The organism is Yoonia sp. F2084L, from assembly GCF_023015625.1.
In the GTDB taxonomy this organism is placed as follows: domain Bacteria; phylum Pseudomonadota; class Alphaproteobacteria; order Rhodobacterales; family Rhodobacteraceae; genus Yoonia.
Genome location: NZ_JALKAH010000004.1, coordinates 175,864 through 192,054 on the forward strand (window position 1 = coordinate 175,864; position 16,191 = coordinate 192,054).

Below are 16,191 nucleotides of genomic sequence, written 5' to 3' on the forward strand. Positions count from 1 at the left end.
AAGTGGCGATCAGTTACTTGATCTTGCCTTCTTTGTATTCGACATGCTTGCGCACAACGGGGTCGTACTTTTTGATGACCATCTTTTCGGTCATTGTACGTGCGTTCTTTTTTGTCACATAAAAGTGCCCGGTCCCCGCAGTGGAGTTCAGGCGGATTTTGATGGTGGTAGGCTTCGCCATATCTCATATCCTCTGATTGCGGGCCGCGTTCGGCACATCGCGTTAATCTAATTGAAGCTGCCTTTTACCCGTGGGTGGGGCCGAGTCAACCGCAAAGGTGCGGGTAAGCTGGGAATATAGAGGCGGGGTGGTTCCATGTGCGTGATTGGCAGGTTTGGACAGCGGCGACAGCAATGGTGCTGGATCAGCGTTCTAAGGTCAGAACCCTGAAGCCTGTTTATATGCTTTCACAGAACGAGTTAACACACTAGGCATCTCTGAGCTTGCAAGTTTGGGAAGTATCATGGCGCAAAAAGCCACCATCTATAAAGTTGAACTTTCCGTTTCCGATATGGATCGTCACTATTATGAGACCCATAAACTGACCGTCGCCAAACATCCCTCTGAGACGGATGAACGGATGATGGTGCGTATTCTCGCTTTTGCACTGAATGCCCACGAGCAACTGGAAATGACCAAGGGCCTTTCAACAGACGAAGAGCCCGACATCTGGCATAAAAGCCTCAGCGGCGAGCTTGAGTTATGGGTCGCATTGGGACAACCAAGCGAAAAGATCATTCGTCAGTCCTGCGGCAAATCCAACAAAGTGATTATCTATTCCTACGGCGGCAGAACAGCCGAGATGTGGTGGGAAAAGATCAAGAATGGCACCACCCGGTTTGACGGCCTGACGGTCGTGAATTTTTCCGAAGCGGACACCAGCGCACTGGGCCAACTTGCCAATCGCGCAATGAAACTACAGGTCAACATACAGGACGGCGATGTGATGGTCAGTGTTAATGACAGCATCGTTTACGTAGCCCCGGTCATATGGAAGAATGCTGCATCGTGAGCGGATGTCATACATCCGGCCCACTCAGTAACAAATTTGCGCGGATGGCCTATAAGCCGGATTCTGTCCCTTGTGGTTGCCCACAAATGGATGACCATTCATCTTAAGCGCCTGTTGCCAAGCGCCCTCTAGCTGCCAACCCGGACCGTCTGGGGTTCAAGCATCCCCGTCTTGCGACGCGAGGTCCCTATTTGGCATTGCTCCCGGTGGGGCTTGCCGTGCCGCTTCTGTTACCAGTCGCGCGGTGGGCTCTTACCCCACCGTTTCACCTTTTCCTGACCAAGGTCAGGTAGTCTGTTCTCTGTGGCGCTATCCCTGGGGTTACCCCCGCCGGGCGTTACCCGGCACCGTGCTTTTTGGAGTCCGGACTTTCCTCGGCATCACTGCCGCAGTCATCCAGCCATCCGCGCAATTGCGCAGTTAGGCCCAAGCTGCGTTCACGTCAACGGGGAAACGGCGGGCAAGGTCGGTGATCATGGCAAGGTCAGTCGCATCCAGCGGGCCTTTTGCACCTGGCCGAAACCGCAAACGGAAGCTTTGCAAAAGCAAAGCGGGATCGTCCGTGGCCGTATACCCGAAGGCCGCCATCGCAGCACCAAACCGCGCGTCATCGGCCCCTCGCGGGCCCTCTTCCAAAGAGGGCGCGCCAGCGACCAATGAGGGCCACACAGACAGCCCTTCAAGCGCCAGCCTGCGCCAGTCAAATCGCCCGCCGGGATCAATCTTGCGCCCCGGTGCCATATCCGAATGCCCGATCACCCGCTCTGGCCGGATGTCCCACCGCGCTTTGATCCCATTGAGCAAATCCGTCAGCGCGTCGATCTGCGTCGCCGCAAATGGCGTGAACCCGGTGTTGGCCAACTCAATTCCGATTGAGCGGCTGTTCACATCCGTGACACCGCCCCAAGCCCCCGCCCCCGCATGCCAAGCGCGCAACGCCTCAGGCACCAGCGACACGACCTCACCGTCTTCCGCAATCAGGTAGTGCGCAGAGACTTCCGTTTCAGGATTACACAGCGTGTCCGCCGCAGCACGCGCGGTTGTCATCGCGGTATAGTGGATCACCACCATGTCCGGCGTCGCCGCATCGCGACGCGGCCCGCAGTTGGGCGATTGTCGTGTGGTCAGCTTCAGTTGCGCACAGCCTGAATGAAAGGCGCTGGATCCCAACCACAGGCGAACCCGTCGCCATCCGGGTCAAGTCCACGCCGATCCCGTTCCGGACCGCCACGGGCAAGAAAATCGCGCTGCGCGTCATCTGGCGTGGCGTAGACCGCACAGTTCCGCCTGAAGCGCCCCTCGCCGGACAACAAAGAGCGGCTGTACCATTCCTGTCCCTTCACGTTCGGCGCATTCAATGCGTATTGCACGATATTCGGGCCGGTATTGGAAGGGCGCTCAGGCACTGCCGTAGGCGCGATCTGTTCGCGCGCCGCAGCTTGCGCCGCACGGCGTTGCGCGTCACTTTCAATGGTCTCGCGACCACTGACCGCATCAAAGCTCTGCTCATCCGATAGGCTACCATCAGAGTTCGCCAGGGCGGGAGCCGCATTGGTTGGGGAAGCATCAAGGCCTTGCCTGCGTAAAGGATCGCCTGAAGTATTCAGCGGGCCCCCACTACCAATCCCGGCCTGCGCCAATGCGCTGGAAGGGATGCCCTGCGTTTGGTTTGCCGGTGCGCCGGACGGTATCGAATTGACCCGTGGCCCCGGCACAATTGTGCCACGTGGCGCGGTCAGTTGGGCCTCACGGCGCGCGCGCTCAAGTTCGAAATCGGAAAAATCATCAAAGCCCACGCCCCGTTCGGTTGGAACAACCCTCGGGGAACAGGCACTCAGACCGATCAATGTCACTGCAATAAGGATGCTCGGTTTCATACCATGTTACCTGTCAGACTACGTTTTCTTATCGGAGGGTTTACCACCACTTTGCAGGTTTGGCCACAAAACCGGCGGATTGCTCGAGGTTGTAGGCTACATTGAGCAATTCCCCCTCTTCCCAAGGCCGCCCGATCAGCTGTAATCCAAGTGGCAAACCTTGCTTATCCTGCCCCGTCGGCACTGCGATACCCGGCAGACCTGCCAGGTTGACCGTCACGGTAAACACGTCATTCAGATACATCTGGATCGGATCAGCATCCGTCATTTCACCCAATCCAAAGGCCGCAGATGGTGTTGCTGGCGTCAGGATTGCATCAATCCCATCGGCAAAGACCTTCTCAAAGTCCTGCTTGATGAGCGCACGCACCCGGCGCGCCCGGTTGTAATAGGCATCGTAAAAACCAGCGGAGAGCACATAGGTTCCCACCATGACCCGGCGCTGCACTTCTGGCCCAAAGCCTTCGGCGCGGGTTTTTTCATACATCTCGGTGATGCCGTCGCCCTGCGCCAGCTTGGCCCGATGGCCAAAGCGCACACCATCATAGCGCGCAAGGTTCGAGGATGCTTCAGCCGGCGCGATGACGTAATACGCAGGCAGCGCGTATTTCGTATGCGGCAGCGTGATATCAACGATCTTGGCGCCTGCGTCTTTCAACATCGCAGTGCCATCAGCCCAAAGCTGTTCGATCTCTTCCGGCATCCCGTCCATGTGGTATTCCTTGGGAATGCCGATGGCTTTGCCACGAATATCACCCGTCAAAGCCGCTTCAAAGTCCGGCACCGGCAAATCCGCGCTGGTGCTATCGAGCGGATCATGGCCCGCCATGGCCTTTAGCATAATCGCGGCATCGCGCACGTCTTTGGTCATCGGCCCCGCCTGATCAAGGGATGAGGCGAAAGCCACGATGCCCCAGCGTGACACACGACCGTATGTGGGCTTCATCCCAGTGATACCGACAAAAGCGGCGGGCTGGCGAATAGAGCCACCGGTATCCGTGCCCGTTGCGGCAAGGCAAAGATCGGCTGCAACAGCACTGGCAGAGCCACCAGACGACCCACCGGGTGTGAGTGCCGTATCATCATTGCCACGGCGCCAAGGGTTGACCGCGTTGCCATAGACAGACGTCTCGTTTGACGAACCCATCGCGAATTCATCCATGTTGAGCTTGCCCAACATCACGGCACCTGCATCAAAAAGCTGGGTGGTGACGGTGCTTTCGTATTCTGGCTTGAAGCCTTCAAGGATACGGGAGGCTGCCTGCGACGGCACACCCTTGGTGCAGAACAGGTCCTTGATGCCCAGCGGGATGCCACACATATCGGGGGCATCGCCTGCTTTGATCCGCGTATCAGCGGCGGCGGCCTGCGCCTGCGCGATCTCCGGCGTATGGTGCACGAAAGCGCCCAGCGCGTCTGCACCTGCGATGGCGGTCAGACAAGCTGATGTAATCTCGGCGCTGGATGTATCACCCTTGCGCATCGCGTCGCGGGCCTGTGCGATGGTCAGTTTGGTCAGGTCAGACATTATTCCACCACCTTTGGCACAGCAAAGAACCCTTCGCGCGCGTCAGGCGCGTTCTTCAAAACCGCCTCTTGTTGATCACCGTCTGTCACCACATCGGCGCGACGCTTCAGGCGCTGCGGGGTGACTGATGTCATCGGCTCCACGCCGTCCACATCGACCTCGTTCAGCTGCTCGATGAACCCAAGGATCGCGCTGAACTCGGATGCCAGCGCGGGCAGTGCGTCGTCTTCCACCTTTATGCGGGCCAGCTTGGCCACGCGGCGGGCGGTTTCGGTGTCAATCGACATGTGGAAACTCTCCGGTAAATCTGTGACCCGCGTTTAGCGCCCTGCGGGGGCAGTCGCAAGCATGTGGCGGATGTAAACATGGATCATCCAGCCCAGCATGATCCCATTGAGCACATGCCACATGAAATGGGTGCCAATCGGGAAGACATCGCACAGGATTTCATCAAGCGACCGGATGGTGATCGACAGGCACAGCAACGCCGCGCCAAATAGAAACCCTTGGGCGATTCCCGGTCTTTTGCGCAGGAAGATGGCATAAAGCACCAGCAGGATCGGCACGGTCCAATAGAAATTGGAAATCGCAATAAAGGGGATCTGGTTCAGGATCGGCACCATCGCCGCGGCATAGGGAATGAACAAGGCGGTTGCGAAAACCGCATACCAATGACCCATCGGCACAATGTCCCGGTTCACAACGAACAGGTAGACAAGGATGAAAACACCAATCGGCACCACATCCGCGACCGAGGCCCAGATCGTCGCATGGGTGTGAAACAGGAAACTGCCAACCCCGATCGCAAACAAGATACCTGACAAGACCCGCGCCATCGGAACGCCCGCGCTGCGCCGCCAAAAGATGATAGCCGCGATAATGAACGCCAGATTGGTGGTCGCGTTCAGAGGCTCGGACCAGTAGGTGAAATCCGTCCGCTCGCAATAGCCGTCAATCTGTTCGAACCAGTCCACTTTGCGCCCTCGCCTTTTGCGCCTATCCTGCCGACAAAGCGATGGAGGGCAATATGAAAATCACCTGGCTGGGGCATGCAAGTTTCCGAATTGAAATCGAAGGGGCGGTCTTGCTGATCGATCCTTGGCTAGACGGGAACCCGTCGTTTCCAAACGAACACCGCGCGGCCGCGTTGCAGGGTGCAACCCATATTCTTCTGACCCATGGCCATTTCGATCATACGTCAGAGGTTGATGCGATTGCCAAGGAAACCGGCGCCCCGGTCGTGGGCATCCCAGAGCTTTGCGCGATCTTCGATGCGCATGAGACGGTGGAGTTCAACAAAGGCGGCACCGTCGATCTGGGCGGGGCGATGGTGTCGATGGTGCAGGCGACGCATTCGTCTTCCGTGGGGTCCGCCTATGCCGGGACCGAGGCCGGCTATATGATCAAAGGCGAAGAGCATATGATCTATGTCTCAGGCGATACCGATATCATGGCCGATATGGATTGGATGGGGGATTTCTATAATCCTGACATCGGCATCCTGTGCTGTGGCGGGCACTATACGATGGGGATGGAAGGTGCTGCCTATGCCGCCAAACGCTACTTTAACTTCAAGACGGTGATCCCGTGCCACTATGGGACTTTTCCCGTGCTTGAACAATCAGCCCAACCTTTGGTGGACGGGCTGCCAAGCGTCGATGTACGCACCCCTGCAGTGATGGAAACGCTGGCGTTCTAGCGCTTTGCCGCGAAGAAATCGCGCAGCAGAGTTTCTGAAGCCTGCGCATCAATGCTGTCATAAACTTCAGGCGCGTGGTGACATTGCGGATGGCTGAAGATACGCGGCCCCTGCGCAACGCCACCTGATTTGGGGTCTGCCGCCCCGTAATAAAGCCGTGCAATCCGCGCATTGCTGATCGCGGCCGCACACATCGGGCAAGGTTCCAGCGTCACATAAAGGTCGTAGCCCGTCAGCCGCTCTTGCCCCAAGGCAGCACAGGCCGCTCGGATCGCCAGTACTTCGGCATGGGCGGTCGGATCGTTCATTTCCCGCGTACGGTTGCCTGCCTGTGCAATCACACCGTCTGGCCCCGCAATGACAGCACCAACAGGCACCTCGCCGCGTGCGCCTGCCGCGTGTGCCTCCTGCAGGGCGATGTGCATGTAGGTCCGAAACTCCATATCCATTGCATGCACCGCCGCTGCTATCGCTGGCAAGGGGCGATCAAAGCCGTTATGGGGCTTGCATGAACACTGATACCCCCCCACCCGGCGACCGGATCGCCAAAGTCCTGTCCCGCGCAGGCATCGCCAGCCGCCGCGAGGCCGAACGTATGATCGAAGACGGCCGCGTCAGCGTCAACGGCAAGACCATCACCAGTCCCGCGCTGAATGTGACCGACGCCGACCGCATCGTCGTGGATGGCAAACAGGTGGGCGAGCCCGAGCCGCCGCGCATCTGGCTTTATCATAAACCTGCGGGGCTTGTGACGACGGAACGGGACGAGAAAGATCGGCCAACTGTCTTTGCGTCGCTACCCGAGAGCATGCCGCGCGTGATGTCAGTTGGGCGGCTTGACCTGAATTCCGAAGGGTTGCTGCTGCTGACGAATGACGGTGAGGTAAAGCGCAAGCTGGAACTGCCGTCAACCGGCTGGCTGCGCCGCTACCGCGTGCGCATCAACGGGTCGGTCAGTGAGGCCAGGCTGGACGAACTGCGCGCCGGTATCACTGTCGAAGGCATCCAGTATCAGCCCATGGTCGTAACGTTTGACCGTCAGCAAGGGGCCAACGCCTGGCTCACAATCAGTCTGCGTGAAGGCAAAAACCGCGAAATCCGTCGGGCGATGGGTGAAATCGGCGTGACCGTGAACCGCCTGATCCGCGTGAGCTATGGCCCATTCCAACTGGCAGCCCTGAAACCGGGCGAAGTGGAAGAACTGAAACAACGCGTTGTGCGTGATCAACTGGGAATTTCGGGAAAACCCACACCAAAACGGGTCCGAAAGCCCGTGAATCGCCCTGCAAGGGGGAAAAAGCGGCCCAGTTGAACCTTGTTCTACCCCAAGCGTTGTGCATGGTGGTTGCTAATAAAAATACCTGGGGGACTTTGCATTGGCCGACTTGCTGACGCTCGAAAACGCTATCAACCTGATCATGCTGTGCTTTTTGCAAGCAGTATTGGGTTTCGACAACCTGCTATACATCTCAATCGAGAGTAAGCGCGCACCGGTTGCGCAACAAAAATCCGTGCGCACATGGGGCATCATCATTGCGGTCGCCCTGCGGGTCGTGCTGCTTTTCACCATGATCCGGCTGATTGATATGCTCGCCGAGCCGTTCTTTATCATGGATTGGGAAGGTGTCATCGAAGGTGGCGTGAACTTCGCAACCATCGTCTTTGTGTTCGGTGGCGCCTTTATTATGTACACGGCGGTCAAAGAGATCGGCCATATGCTGTCGATGGATAAGCTTGACCATGACGTTGATGGCAAAGGGGCCAAGTCAGCGACCCAAGTAGTGATAATGATCGTGGTGATGAACCTGATCTTCTCGTTCGACTCCGTGCTGTCCGCGCTTGCGATCACCGACGTCTTCCCGATCCTGGCCTTTGCGATCATCCTGTCTGGTCTGGCGATGCTTTTGCTGGCTGACGGTGTGACGCGGTTCTTGGAAAAGAACCGGATGTATGAAGTTCTGGGTCTGTTTATCCTGCTGATCGTCGGTGTTGTTCTGCTGGGCGAGGCTGGACCGGCGGCGGCCCATGCCATGCATGACGACAGCCTGCAAATCATGGTCTTTGGTCAGGACATCATTCCGATGTCAAAATCTACATTCTACTTCTCGGTCGTGGTTCTTGTTGCAGTGGAAGTCATCCAGTCCGGCTATCGCCGCAAACTGGATGCAGAGCGCGCGGCGTTGCAGAAACACTCGTAATTCAACGTACTACACCCTATTTGGAATGATGAAGAAACGAGCGGAGTAACGCGAAAATGGTGCGGTTGATCCTTGTAGTTGCCTTTGTAGCCGTGGTTGCGATTGCAATCATTGCTGTGCTGGGGACAATGATGGCGGTTGCCCGACCAAGTGCGGGAAAGGATGTTGACGATATGCCTGCGAAATTCCGACGGATCACTTATGTCCTGCTGGTTGTCCTGCTCTTTGGGGTCACGACAGGCTGGCTAGGGGGCGTGTGATGGCCAAACGCTTTGGCGGCAAATACAGCCCCGATGGGCAGGCACCTAAGGGTCCGCGGGACTCTGTGCAAAGCGACCGTCAGATCGCTGTGTCCAGTGGTCGGGTCAAGCTGCTTTATGTGCCCGCGGTTGTTTTGGCAGCTACGTCCCTGAATGAAGGGCCCGTCACGCTGGTCACAGCGCTTGTCGGTGCAGCGGTCCTGACGCTTGCGGCTTGGTTGCTGCAGGAAGGGCTTGAGGCCGAAGCTGCCTATAACGCCCGCAAAGTCGCCCGACGCCCTGCCCTGCCGCGCAAGATGCTGGCCACGGTGCTGACCGGCGTTGGTGTCGCGATTGCGGCCTATACCGGGGATAGCGGCACTGTTGGCTCCATACTTTACGGGATTGCAGCAGCAGGCCTGCACACTGCCACGTTCGGCATTGATCCGATGACCGACAAACGCATGGAGGGTGTTGATACCTTCCAGCAAGACCGCGTCGCTCGCGTGGTGGACGAGGCCGAGGCGCATCTGGACGTGATGAAGTCGCAGATTGAGGCAGTGTCTGACCGTCGCCTGACCGAACGGGTTGAGGATTTTCAGATCATCGCCCGCCGCATGATCCGCACGGTCGAAGAAGACCCGCGTGATCTGAGCGGCGCGCGCAAGTTTCTGGGCGTCTATCTGATGGGTGCGCGCGATGCGACGGTCAAATTCGTCGATCTCTATACACGCAAGAAAGATGCCGATGTGCGCGCAGACTATGAAGCGCTTCTGGACGATCTGGAACAGAACTTTGCCGCTCGCACCGATAAAATGCTGCTCGATGATCGCAGTGATGTGGATATTGAAATTAAAGTACTCCGCGACCGCCTTCAACGCGAAGGTGTAAGCTTGAAAACGAAAGGAAACGATTAATGTCAGAGACCGTCCGCCAAAAGGCCGAAGCGGCACTTGCCGAAGTCGAAAAAGTCACCGCAGTTGTCCTGCCAGAGCCAAAGGGTGAGCTGATCACGTTAGAGGCTGCTGATCCGGCGACAAGCGCCGAGATTGAAAGACGCGTGGCTGAGATTAATATCGAAGAAACCAACTCCATTGTGTCGTTCGGGTCCTCCGCCCAAGCGGAATTGCAGGAAATCAGCCAATCCATGCTGGCAGGTGTCCGCAACAAGGACGTCGGTCCTGCCGGGGATAGCCTACGCAATATCGTGACAACGATCCGTGGCTTTTCCATCTCAGAACTCGACGTGCGCCGCGAGCGCAGTTGGTGGGAGCGCCTGCTGGGTCGTGCGGCGCCGATGGCAAAATTCGCCGCCCGCTTTGAAGAGGTGCAAGGTCAGATTGATCACATCACCGACGATCTGCTCAAGCACGAGCATGTCCTGCTTAAGGACATCGAAAGCCTGGATGTGCTTTATGACAAGACCCTGCAATTCTACGATGAACTGGGGCTCTATATCGCGGCTGGTGAAGCCAAGATCGCTGATCTGGACGCAAATACCATCCCCGCCAAAGAGGCCGAAGTGCAAGCCGCCGCCGAAGATCAGGCCGTAATGAAAGCGCAGGAACTGCGTGACCTGCGATCGGCCCGCGATGATCTGGAACGCCGGGTGCATGATCTGAAACTGACCCGACAGGTGACAATGCAATCGCTGCCGTCCATCCGTCTGGTGCAGGAAAACGACAAATCACTGGTCACCAAGATCAACTCGACGCTGGTCAACACCGTCCCACTTTGGGAAACCCAGCTGGCACAGGCCGTCACGATCCAACGCTCAAGTGAAGCAGCAGAGGCCGTGCGCGATGCCAATGATCTGACCAACGAATTGCTGAAAGCCAACGCCGAAAACCTGCGTCAGGCCAACCGTACCATCCGCGAAGAAATGGAACGCGGTGTGTTTGACATCAATGCGGTGAAAGAGGCCAACGCCAACCTGATCGCCACGATCAACGAAAGCCTTGAGATTGCCGACGAAGGCAAGCGCAAGCGGGCCGAGGCCGAGACCGAGTTGCAGAAGATGGAGCAGGAGTTGAAAGAAACCCTCGCCTCTGCCAAAGCGCGCGGCACAGGTACCGGCGACAATATCGGCACGGCGGCTGGCGCTGAATAAAATATGACGATTGGGGGCAACACAAACCGTATCCTGATGCTCGTCCTAGCGACGGGTCTGATGGGCTGCGATTTGTTCATGCCCCCGATTGATGCCCCAACGCCACCCACGGTCGAGGTCCCGGAACCACCCGCCGGGCCGGTCGTCACACAACCTAGCCAAGCCAGCAAAGATCTGACGACCTATTATACACGCCTGCAAAACGACCTGCTGACCCAAGGCCTACTACGCGGCGACGGCGGCGGGCCCGACACGCCCTTTACAGATACACAACTGGCCCGCAACTTTGTTCGCATCGCATTGTTCAACGAATACCGCGATGACAGCGATTTCCAGCGCCCTCAGGCGACAGTGTCCAAGCTACGCCGCTGGACCGGGCCGATCCGCATGTCGGTAGAGTTTGGCAATACCGTCCCGCTTGCCCAGCGCGATGTTGATCTGGCCAGTGTCAGCGCCTACGCCGCACGTCTTTCGCGGACCACGGGCGTGCCGATCAGCATCACAGACCAGAACCCGAATTTCCGGGTGCTGTTCCTTGGCGAAGATGATCGCCGGCTTTACGGCCCCCGTCTACGCCAACTCATCCCCCGCATTTCCGACGCAACGGTGCGCACTTTCGTGAACCTGCCCCGCGACCAGCTTTGCGTCGTGATCGGCACTTTCGCGCCCGGCCAGTCGAATTATACCAAAGCCGTCGCGATGATCCGCGCCGAACATCCCAACCTGATGCGCAGTGCTTGTATCCACGAAGAGCTGGCGCAAGGCATGGGCCTTGCCAACGACAGCCCCGGCGCGCGGCCTTCAATCTTTAACGACGACGAAGAATTTGCGCTGCTGACAACGCATGATGAGCTATTGTTGCGCATGCTTTACGACCCCCGCCTGCAAACCGGGATGGACCCCGCCGTTGCTGCCCCGATTGCACGCCAGATTGCGCGCGAATATCTTGCGCCAGGACAAAGCTAACCGGATGCCCCCGCATCCATATTGATTGAACCACGGAGGCCACATCATGGGCATTTTCGATTTTCTGACCGGTGAATTCATCGACGTCATCCATTGGACTGACAAGACCCGCGACACGATGGTTTGGCGGTTCGAGCGTGAGGGGCACGAGATCAAATACGGCGCCAAGCTGACCGTGCGCGAAGGTCAGGCAGCCGTGTTCGTCCATGAAGGCCAGTTGGCGGATGTCTTCACCCCCGGCCTGTATATGCTGGAAACCAACAACATGCCGATCATGACGACCCTGCAACATTGGGATCATGGTTTCCAAAGCCCATTCAAATCCGAAATTTACTACGTCAACACGACCCGCTTCTCGAACCTCAAATGGGGCACGAAGAACCCCATCATGGTGCGCGACCCGGAATTTGGGCCGACCCGCCTGCGCGCCTTTGGCACCTATACCGTGAAGGTTGCCGATCCGGCTGTGTTCCTCCGTGAAATCGTCGGCACCGATGGCGAATTCACGATGGACGAAATCAGCTACCAGATCCGTAATATCATCGTGCAGGAATTCAGCCGCGTGATCGCGCAATCGGGCATTCCGGTGCTGGATATGGCCGCGAATACGGCTGATCTGGGCAAGCTGATTGCCAGCGCGATTGATCCCACGATGAAGCAATACGGCCTGACGATCCCAGAGCTATATATCGAGAACATCAGCCTGCCGCCCGCGGTAGAAGATGCGCTGGATAAGCGCACGTCCATGGGCCTCGCCGGTGATCTGGGCAAGTTCACCCAATACTCTGCCGCAGAGGCGATGACGTCGGCCGCGAATAACCCCGCAGGCGGCGGCATGGCTGCTGGCCTTGGCGCGGGTATGGGTATGGCGATGGCAGGTCAGATGGCACAAGGCGGCCCTTGGGGTGGGGCGCCGGCAGCAGCACCTCCGCCTCCCCCACCGGTTGAGCATGTCTGGCATATTGCATCAGGTGGCGAGGTCACCGGCCCATTTTCAAAGGCCGCGATGGGCCGCATGGTCACCGAGGGCAAACTGAGCCGTGACAGCATGGTCTGGACCCAAGGGCAGGACGGCTGGATTGCAGCGGGCGAGGTCATGGAACTGGCCCAACTCTTCACCGTTATGCCACCACCGCCCCCCGGCGCATGACGCGACGCAGGCTGACAATCCTGCTGCATTGGTCAACGCTGATGCTGGTGCTGGTCATGGTCAAAGGCGGCACGTCCGCGGCATGGGTTCGTTGGGCCTTTGTGCTGGGAGGTGGTGTCTGGATCGGCATGGCGCTGATCAAGGGCATGATGTGCAAACCGGGCCCGAAGCTGACAGGCACGATGCGGACTGTCTATCCTTGGATGCACCGCGGCATGTACGCCGTCTTGGCCGTTACCGTGGCGTTGAACGGCGCGGCACTCATGGGTTGGATGCCGCATGACACCGGATGGATAGCACTGCTGGTGCTTCTTGCAGCGGGCGCTTTGCATGGGCTGTTTCACTTCTGGCGGCACAACGTGCTGTTTGATGGCGCACTGCGGGTGATGATGCCCCGTTTTATGCATAAGATACTGTAAGATGGCAGACGGACAAACCTCAGATACCGACCACCGCTTTCCCTGCGATGCCTGCGGGTCTGATCTGCGGTTTGATCCCGGTGAGCATCAGCTGACCTGCGATCACTGCGGCAACGTCCAAGCGATCGAAAGCGCGGGGCCTTGGGCGGGCAGCATTGTCGAGCTGGACTTTCAGCGTGCCGTGCAGGAACGGCTGGCCGATGAGGATATCGAAGAAACCCGCGTCAACGCCTGCCCCAATTGCGGCGCGCAGACCGAATTTGACCCGGATATTCACGCCGCCGAATGCCCCTTCTGTGCAACCCCGGTCGTCACTGATACCGGCACGCATCGCCACATCAAGCCACGGGGATTGCTGCCCTTTGCGCTGGAAGAGGCACAGGCGCGCAATGCGTTGGTCAGTTGGCTGGGAAGCCTGTGGTTCGCACCCAACGGGCTGACCGACTATGCCCGCAAGGGGCGCAAGATGAACGGGATCTATGTCCCTTATTGGACCTTCGATGCCGATACCAAAAGCCGCTATACCGGGCAGCGCGGCACGCATTACTATGAAACCAAAACCGTGGTCCGCGACGGCAAGCGCCGCCAGGTGCGCGTGCGCAAAACCCGCTGGCGTCCCGCATCCGGGCGCGTCGCGCGGTTCTTTGATGACGTGCTGGTATTGGCGTCACGGTCCCTGCCCAAAAAGTACACTGACGGGCTGGAACCTTGGGATCTATCGCAATTGGAGCCCTATAATCCCGAATACCTCGCTGGATTTCGGGCAGAAGGATATCAGGTGGAACTGACCGACGGGTTCACCGAAGCCCGCGCCTATATGGACCGGATGATCCATCGCGATGTAAAATACGACATTGGCGGCGACGCGCAGCGCGTGCATTCGGTTGATACGGACGTCAAAGATGTGACCTTCAAACATGTGCTGCTGCCCGTCTGGCTGGCGGCCTACAAATACCGCGGACAGACCTATCGCTTTGTCGTCAACGGACGCACAGGGCGAGTGCAGGGCGAACGCCCTTATTCCGCGTGGAAGATTGCATTTGCGGTGGTTGTGGGACTAATCCTTGCGCTTGGCGTCGGATTTGTTATCGCTAACAGCCAGTAAAGACGGAAAGGCCTCTGCGATGATCCTGTGCTGCGGTGAAGCCCTGATTGATATGTTGCCGCGTGAAACGGCCGCCGGTGAAACCGCCTTTGCGCCGCATGCGGGTGGATCGGTGTTCAACACTGCCGTGGCACTGGGGCGGCTGGATGCGCCGGTGCAGTTCTTTTCTGGCCTGTCGTCCGACCTTTTCGGGGATATCCTGCGCGCGCAGTTGGCCGCATCACAGGTCGATAGCAGCCCTGCCGCGATTGCAGACCGCCCAACCACGCTGGCCTTTGTGACGCTGACCGATGGTCATGCATCTTACGCATTCTATGATGAAAACACCGCCGGGCGTATGCTGTCGGAAAGCGATCTGCCCAAAACTGACGCCGACGCGCTGTTCTTTGGCGGCATCAGCTTGGTCGTCGAACCCTGCGGTGCGGCCTACGAGGCGATGATGCTGCGCGAAGCCTCACATCGCCTGACCATGATTGACCCCAACATTCGGCCTTCCTTTATCACTGATGAGGCCGCCTATCGCGCACGGCTGACACGCATGATGGGTGTCGCGGATATCATCAAAACCTCTGACGAAGATCTGGAGTGGATCACTGGCAATACAGATGCGGATGCACTGCTTGCCAGTACTGGCGCGCAGGTGATCCTGCTGACGCGCGGCGGCGATGGGGTCAGCATCTTCACAGCAAGCGGGACCTACGATGTTGCCGCCGAGAAAGCCGAGGTGGTCGACACCGTTGGCGCAGGTGACACCTTCAGCGCGGGGTTCATGGCCCAAATGCATAGAAGCGGGCATTTGACCAAATCCGGGATCAAACAAGCAACCAAAGCGGATCTGCGCGCCGCTGCCAGCTTTGGGGCCAAGGTAGCAGCCATCACAGTCAGCCGGGCCGGAGCCAACCCGCCTTGGAGCCGCGAGCTTTGAGAGCACTTGTTCAGCGCGTCACCGACGCCTGTGTGCGCGTTGATGGCGCACTCATTGGAGAGATCGGCACAGGTCTGTTGATCCTTGTCTGCGCGATGGACGGCGATGATGCGGCAAAATCCAAAGCACTCGCTGCAAAGATCAGCAAGCTGCGCATTTTTACCGACGAGGCTGGCAAGATGAACAGATCGCTGGTGGACGTGGGCGGTGCGGCCCTGATCGTCAGCCAGTTCACGTTGGCCGCGGATACATCACGCGGCAACCGTCCCGGCTTTTCTGCCGCCGCAAGCCCTGATCAGGGCCGTGCGCTTTATGAACAGTTTGTCACGGATATCGCAGATTTGGGGATCAACACCGCGACCGGATCTTTTGGGGCTGACATGGCTGTCAGCCTTACCAACGATGGACCAGTCACCATTTGGTTGGACGTCTAACTAGCACTGCTTGCCGACAACCAGCACCCAATAGGGGCCTTTGGGGCCTTGGGTGATCCCGATCCCCATGTCCTCAATCCGGGGGTGCAGCATATTGCGGCGGTGACCGGGTGAATTCATCCAGCCAGAGATGATCCGCTGCGCCTGCGGATAACCCCATGCGATGTTCTCAGCCACGATACAATCATTGTAACCGGCCTGTTGGACGCGCGCCTGAGAGCTGGATCCGTCCGATCCACGGTGATCAAAGAAATCATTCGCCAGCATATCACAGGCATGCACCATCGCGGCCTGACCCAAGCGGCGGTTAAAGCGCAACGGCGCTTGGCCATTGGCGCGGCGGCTCTGATTGACGCCGGCTGCGATCTCGGTTGCCAGTTGATTGACATTCGGCGGAGTAACGCAGTTGCCAGCGACGGCGGCTGTGCCCAGAGAGGAAAACGCCAGAGCGGCAATAACGCGTGCGAGATTTTTCATAACGTTTGCCCCGAAACGTAAGTACATTTGCTGTACTCTTCACCTAGGAAC

21 protein-coding genes and 1 other RNA gene are annotated in these 16,191 nt (G+C 58.2%); 13 read left to right on the forward strand and 9 right to left on the reverse strand.

Going from position 1 to position 16,191, the window contains the following annotated elements; all coding sequences use genetic code 11:
* Positions 1-13: 13 nt before the first annotated feature.
* The gene (gene rpmG, locus MWU60_RS12525) at positions 14-181 is read right to left on the reverse strand and encodes a 50S ribosomal protein L33 (protein WP_008233681.1); all 168 of its coding nucleotides are present in this window, start codon (positions 179-181) and stop codon (positions 14-16) included.
* Between the two features lie 283 nt (positions 182-464).
* Between rpmG and MWU60_RS12530 the strand changes: the two genes are divergently transcribed.
* A complete protein-coding gene (locus tag MWU60_RS12530; RefSeq protein WP_247227670.1) occupies positions 465-1,013 on the forward strand; it encodes a YaeQ family protein in 549 nt (182 codons plus the stop codon).
* Between the two features lie 36 nt (positions 1,014-1,049).
* On the opposite strand, the gene rnpB is transcribed toward MWU60_RS12530, so the two are convergent.
* The 6 genes from rnpB to MWU60_RS12560 all read right to left on the reverse strand — a co-directional run bounded on the left by rnpB (position 1,050) and on the right by MWU60_RS12560 (position 5,392).
* An RNA gene (rnpB, locus tag MWU60_RS12535) (RNase P RNA component class A) lies at positions 1,050-1,421 on the reverse strand.
* A gap of 12 nt (positions 1,422-1,433) precedes the next feature.
* A complete protein-coding gene (locus MWU60_RS12540) occupies positions 1,434-2,084 on the reverse strand; it encodes an N-acetylmuramoyl-L-alanine amidase (protein WP_247228013.1) in 651 nt (216 codons plus the stop codon).
* 59 nt (positions 2,085-2,143) lie between these two features.
* On the reverse strand, positions 2,144-2,890 hold the full coding sequence (locus tag MWU60_RS12545; RefSeq protein ID WP_247227671.1) for a hypothetical protein: 747 nt from the start codon (positions 2,888-2,890) through the stop codon (positions 2,144-2,146).
* Between the two features lie 40 nt (positions 2,891-2,930).
* Positions 2,931-4,418, reverse strand: a complete 1,488-nt coding sequence (gene gatA, locus MWU60_RS12550; RefSeq protein WP_247227672.1) for an Asp-tRNA(Asn)/Glu-tRNA(Gln) amidotransferase subunit GatA — start codon at positions 4,416-4,418, stop codon at positions 2,931-2,933.
* Positions 4,418-4,705, reverse strand: coding sequence for an Asp-tRNA(Asn)/Glu-tRNA(Gln) amidotransferase subunit GatC (gene gatC / locus MWU60_RS12555; RefSeq protein ID WP_247227673.1), 288 nt, complete (start codon positions 4,703-4,705; stop codon positions 4,418-4,420). The genes gatA and gatC overlap by 1 nt, the downstream gene beginning before the upstream one ends.
* Positions 4,706-4,738: 33 nt before the next feature.
* Positions 4,739-5,392, reverse strand: a complete 654-nt coding sequence (locus tag MWU60_RS12560; protein ID WP_247227674.1) for a ceramidase domain-containing protein — start codon at positions 5,390-5,392, stop codon at positions 4,739-4,741.
* A gap of 53 nt (positions 5,393-5,445) precedes the next feature.
* Between MWU60_RS12560 and MWU60_RS12565 the strand changes: the two genes are divergently transcribed.
* Positions 5,446-6,117, forward strand: a complete 672-nt coding sequence (locus MWU60_RS12565; RefSeq protein WP_247227675.1) for a metal-dependent hydrolase — start codon at positions 5,446-5,448, stop codon at positions 6,115-6,117.
* On the opposite strand, the gene MWU60_RS12570 is transcribed toward MWU60_RS12565, so the two are convergent.
* On the reverse strand, positions 6,114-6,560 hold the full coding sequence (locus MWU60_RS12570; RefSeq protein WP_247228015.1) for a nucleoside deaminase: 447 nt from the start codon (positions 6,558-6,560) through the stop codon (positions 6,114-6,116). The two genes, MWU60_RS12565 and MWU60_RS12570, sit on opposite strands and share 4 nt — an antisense overlap.
* 65 nt (positions 6,561-6,625) lie before the next feature.
* On the opposite strand from MWU60_RS12570, the gene MWU60_RS12575 reads away from it, so the two are divergent.
* The 11 genes from MWU60_RS12575 to dtd all read left to right on the forward strand — a co-directional run bounded on the left by MWU60_RS12575 (position 6,626) and on the right by dtd (position 15,663).
* The gene (locus MWU60_RS12575) at positions 6,626-7,429 is read left to right on the forward strand and encodes a pseudouridine synthase (protein WP_247227676.1); all 804 of its coding nucleotides are present in this window, start codon (positions 6,626-6,628) and stop codon (positions 7,427-7,429) included.
* A 64-nt stretch (positions 7,430-7,493) separates the two neighbouring features.
* Positions 7,494-8,315: a TerC family protein gene (locus tag MWU60_RS12580; RefSeq protein WP_247227677.1), complete on the forward strand. Its 822-nt coding sequence runs from the start codon at positions 7,494-7,496 to the stop codon at positions 8,313-8,315.
* A gap of 56 nt (positions 8,316-8,371) precedes the next feature.
* The gene (locus MWU60_RS12585; protein ID WP_247227678.1) at positions 8,372-8,575 is read left to right on the forward strand and encodes a hypothetical protein; all 204 of its coding nucleotides are present in this window, start codon (positions 8,372-8,374) and stop codon (positions 8,573-8,575) included.
* The gene (locus tag MWU60_RS12590; protein ID WP_247227679.1) at positions 8,575-9,471 is read left to right on the forward strand and encodes a 5-bromo-4-chloroindolyl phosphate hydrolysis family protein; all 897 of its coding nucleotides are present in this window, start codon (positions 8,575-8,577) and stop codon (positions 9,469-9,471) included. The genes MWU60_RS12585 and MWU60_RS12590 overlap by 1 nt, the downstream gene beginning before the upstream one ends.
* Positions 9,471-10,664: a toxic anion resistance protein gene (locus MWU60_RS12595; protein WP_247227680.1), complete on the forward strand. Its 1,194-nt coding sequence runs from the start codon at positions 9,471-9,473 to the stop codon at positions 10,662-10,664. Before MWU60_RS12590 ends, MWU60_RS12595 begins: the two co-directional genes overlap by 1 nt.
* Positions 10,665-10,667: 3 nt before the next feature.
* A complete protein-coding gene (locus MWU60_RS12600) occupies positions 10,668-11,630 on the forward strand; it encodes a DUF2927 domain-containing protein (protein ID WP_247227681.1) in 963 nt (320 codons plus the stop codon).
* Between the two features lie 46 nt (positions 11,631-11,676).
* Positions 11,677-12,780: an SPFH domain-containing protein gene (locus MWU60_RS12605; RefSeq protein ID WP_247227682.1), complete on the forward strand. Its 1,104-nt coding sequence runs from the start codon at positions 11,677-11,679 to the stop codon at positions 12,778-12,780.
* On the forward strand, positions 12,777-13,199 hold the full coding sequence (locus MWU60_RS12610; protein ID WP_247227683.1) for a hypothetical protein: 423 nt from the start codon (positions 12,777-12,779) through the stop codon (positions 13,197-13,199). Before MWU60_RS12605 ends, MWU60_RS12610 begins: the two co-directional genes overlap by 4 nt.
* A 1-nt stretch (position 13,200) precedes the next feature.
* The gene (locus MWU60_RS12615) at positions 13,201-14,304 is read left to right on the forward strand and encodes a TFIIB-type zinc finger domain-containing protein (protein ID WP_247227684.1); all 1,104 of its coding nucleotides are present in this window, start codon (positions 13,201-13,203) and stop codon (positions 14,302-14,304) included.
* 19 nt (positions 14,305-14,323) lie between these two features.
* Positions 14,324-15,229, forward strand: coding sequence for a carbohydrate kinase (locus MWU60_RS12620; protein WP_247227685.1), 906 nt, complete (start codon positions 14,324-14,326; stop codon positions 15,227-15,229).
* Positions 15,226-15,663 (forward strand): D-aminoacyl-tRNA deacylase, encoded by a 438-nt coding sequence (gene dtd, locus MWU60_RS12625; protein ID WP_247227686.1) that lies wholly within the window; start codon positions 15,226-15,228, stop codon positions 15,661-15,663. Before MWU60_RS12620 ends, dtd begins: the two co-directional genes overlap by 4 nt.
* Here dtd and MWU60_RS12630 read toward each other — a convergent pair whose 3' ends face one another.
* Complete coding sequence (locus MWU60_RS12630) at positions 15,664-16,140, reverse strand: CAP domain-containing protein (protein ID WP_247227687.1); 477 nt, start codon at positions 16,138-16,140, stop codon at positions 15,664-15,666.
* Positions 16,141-16,191 lie beyond the last annotated feature (51 nt).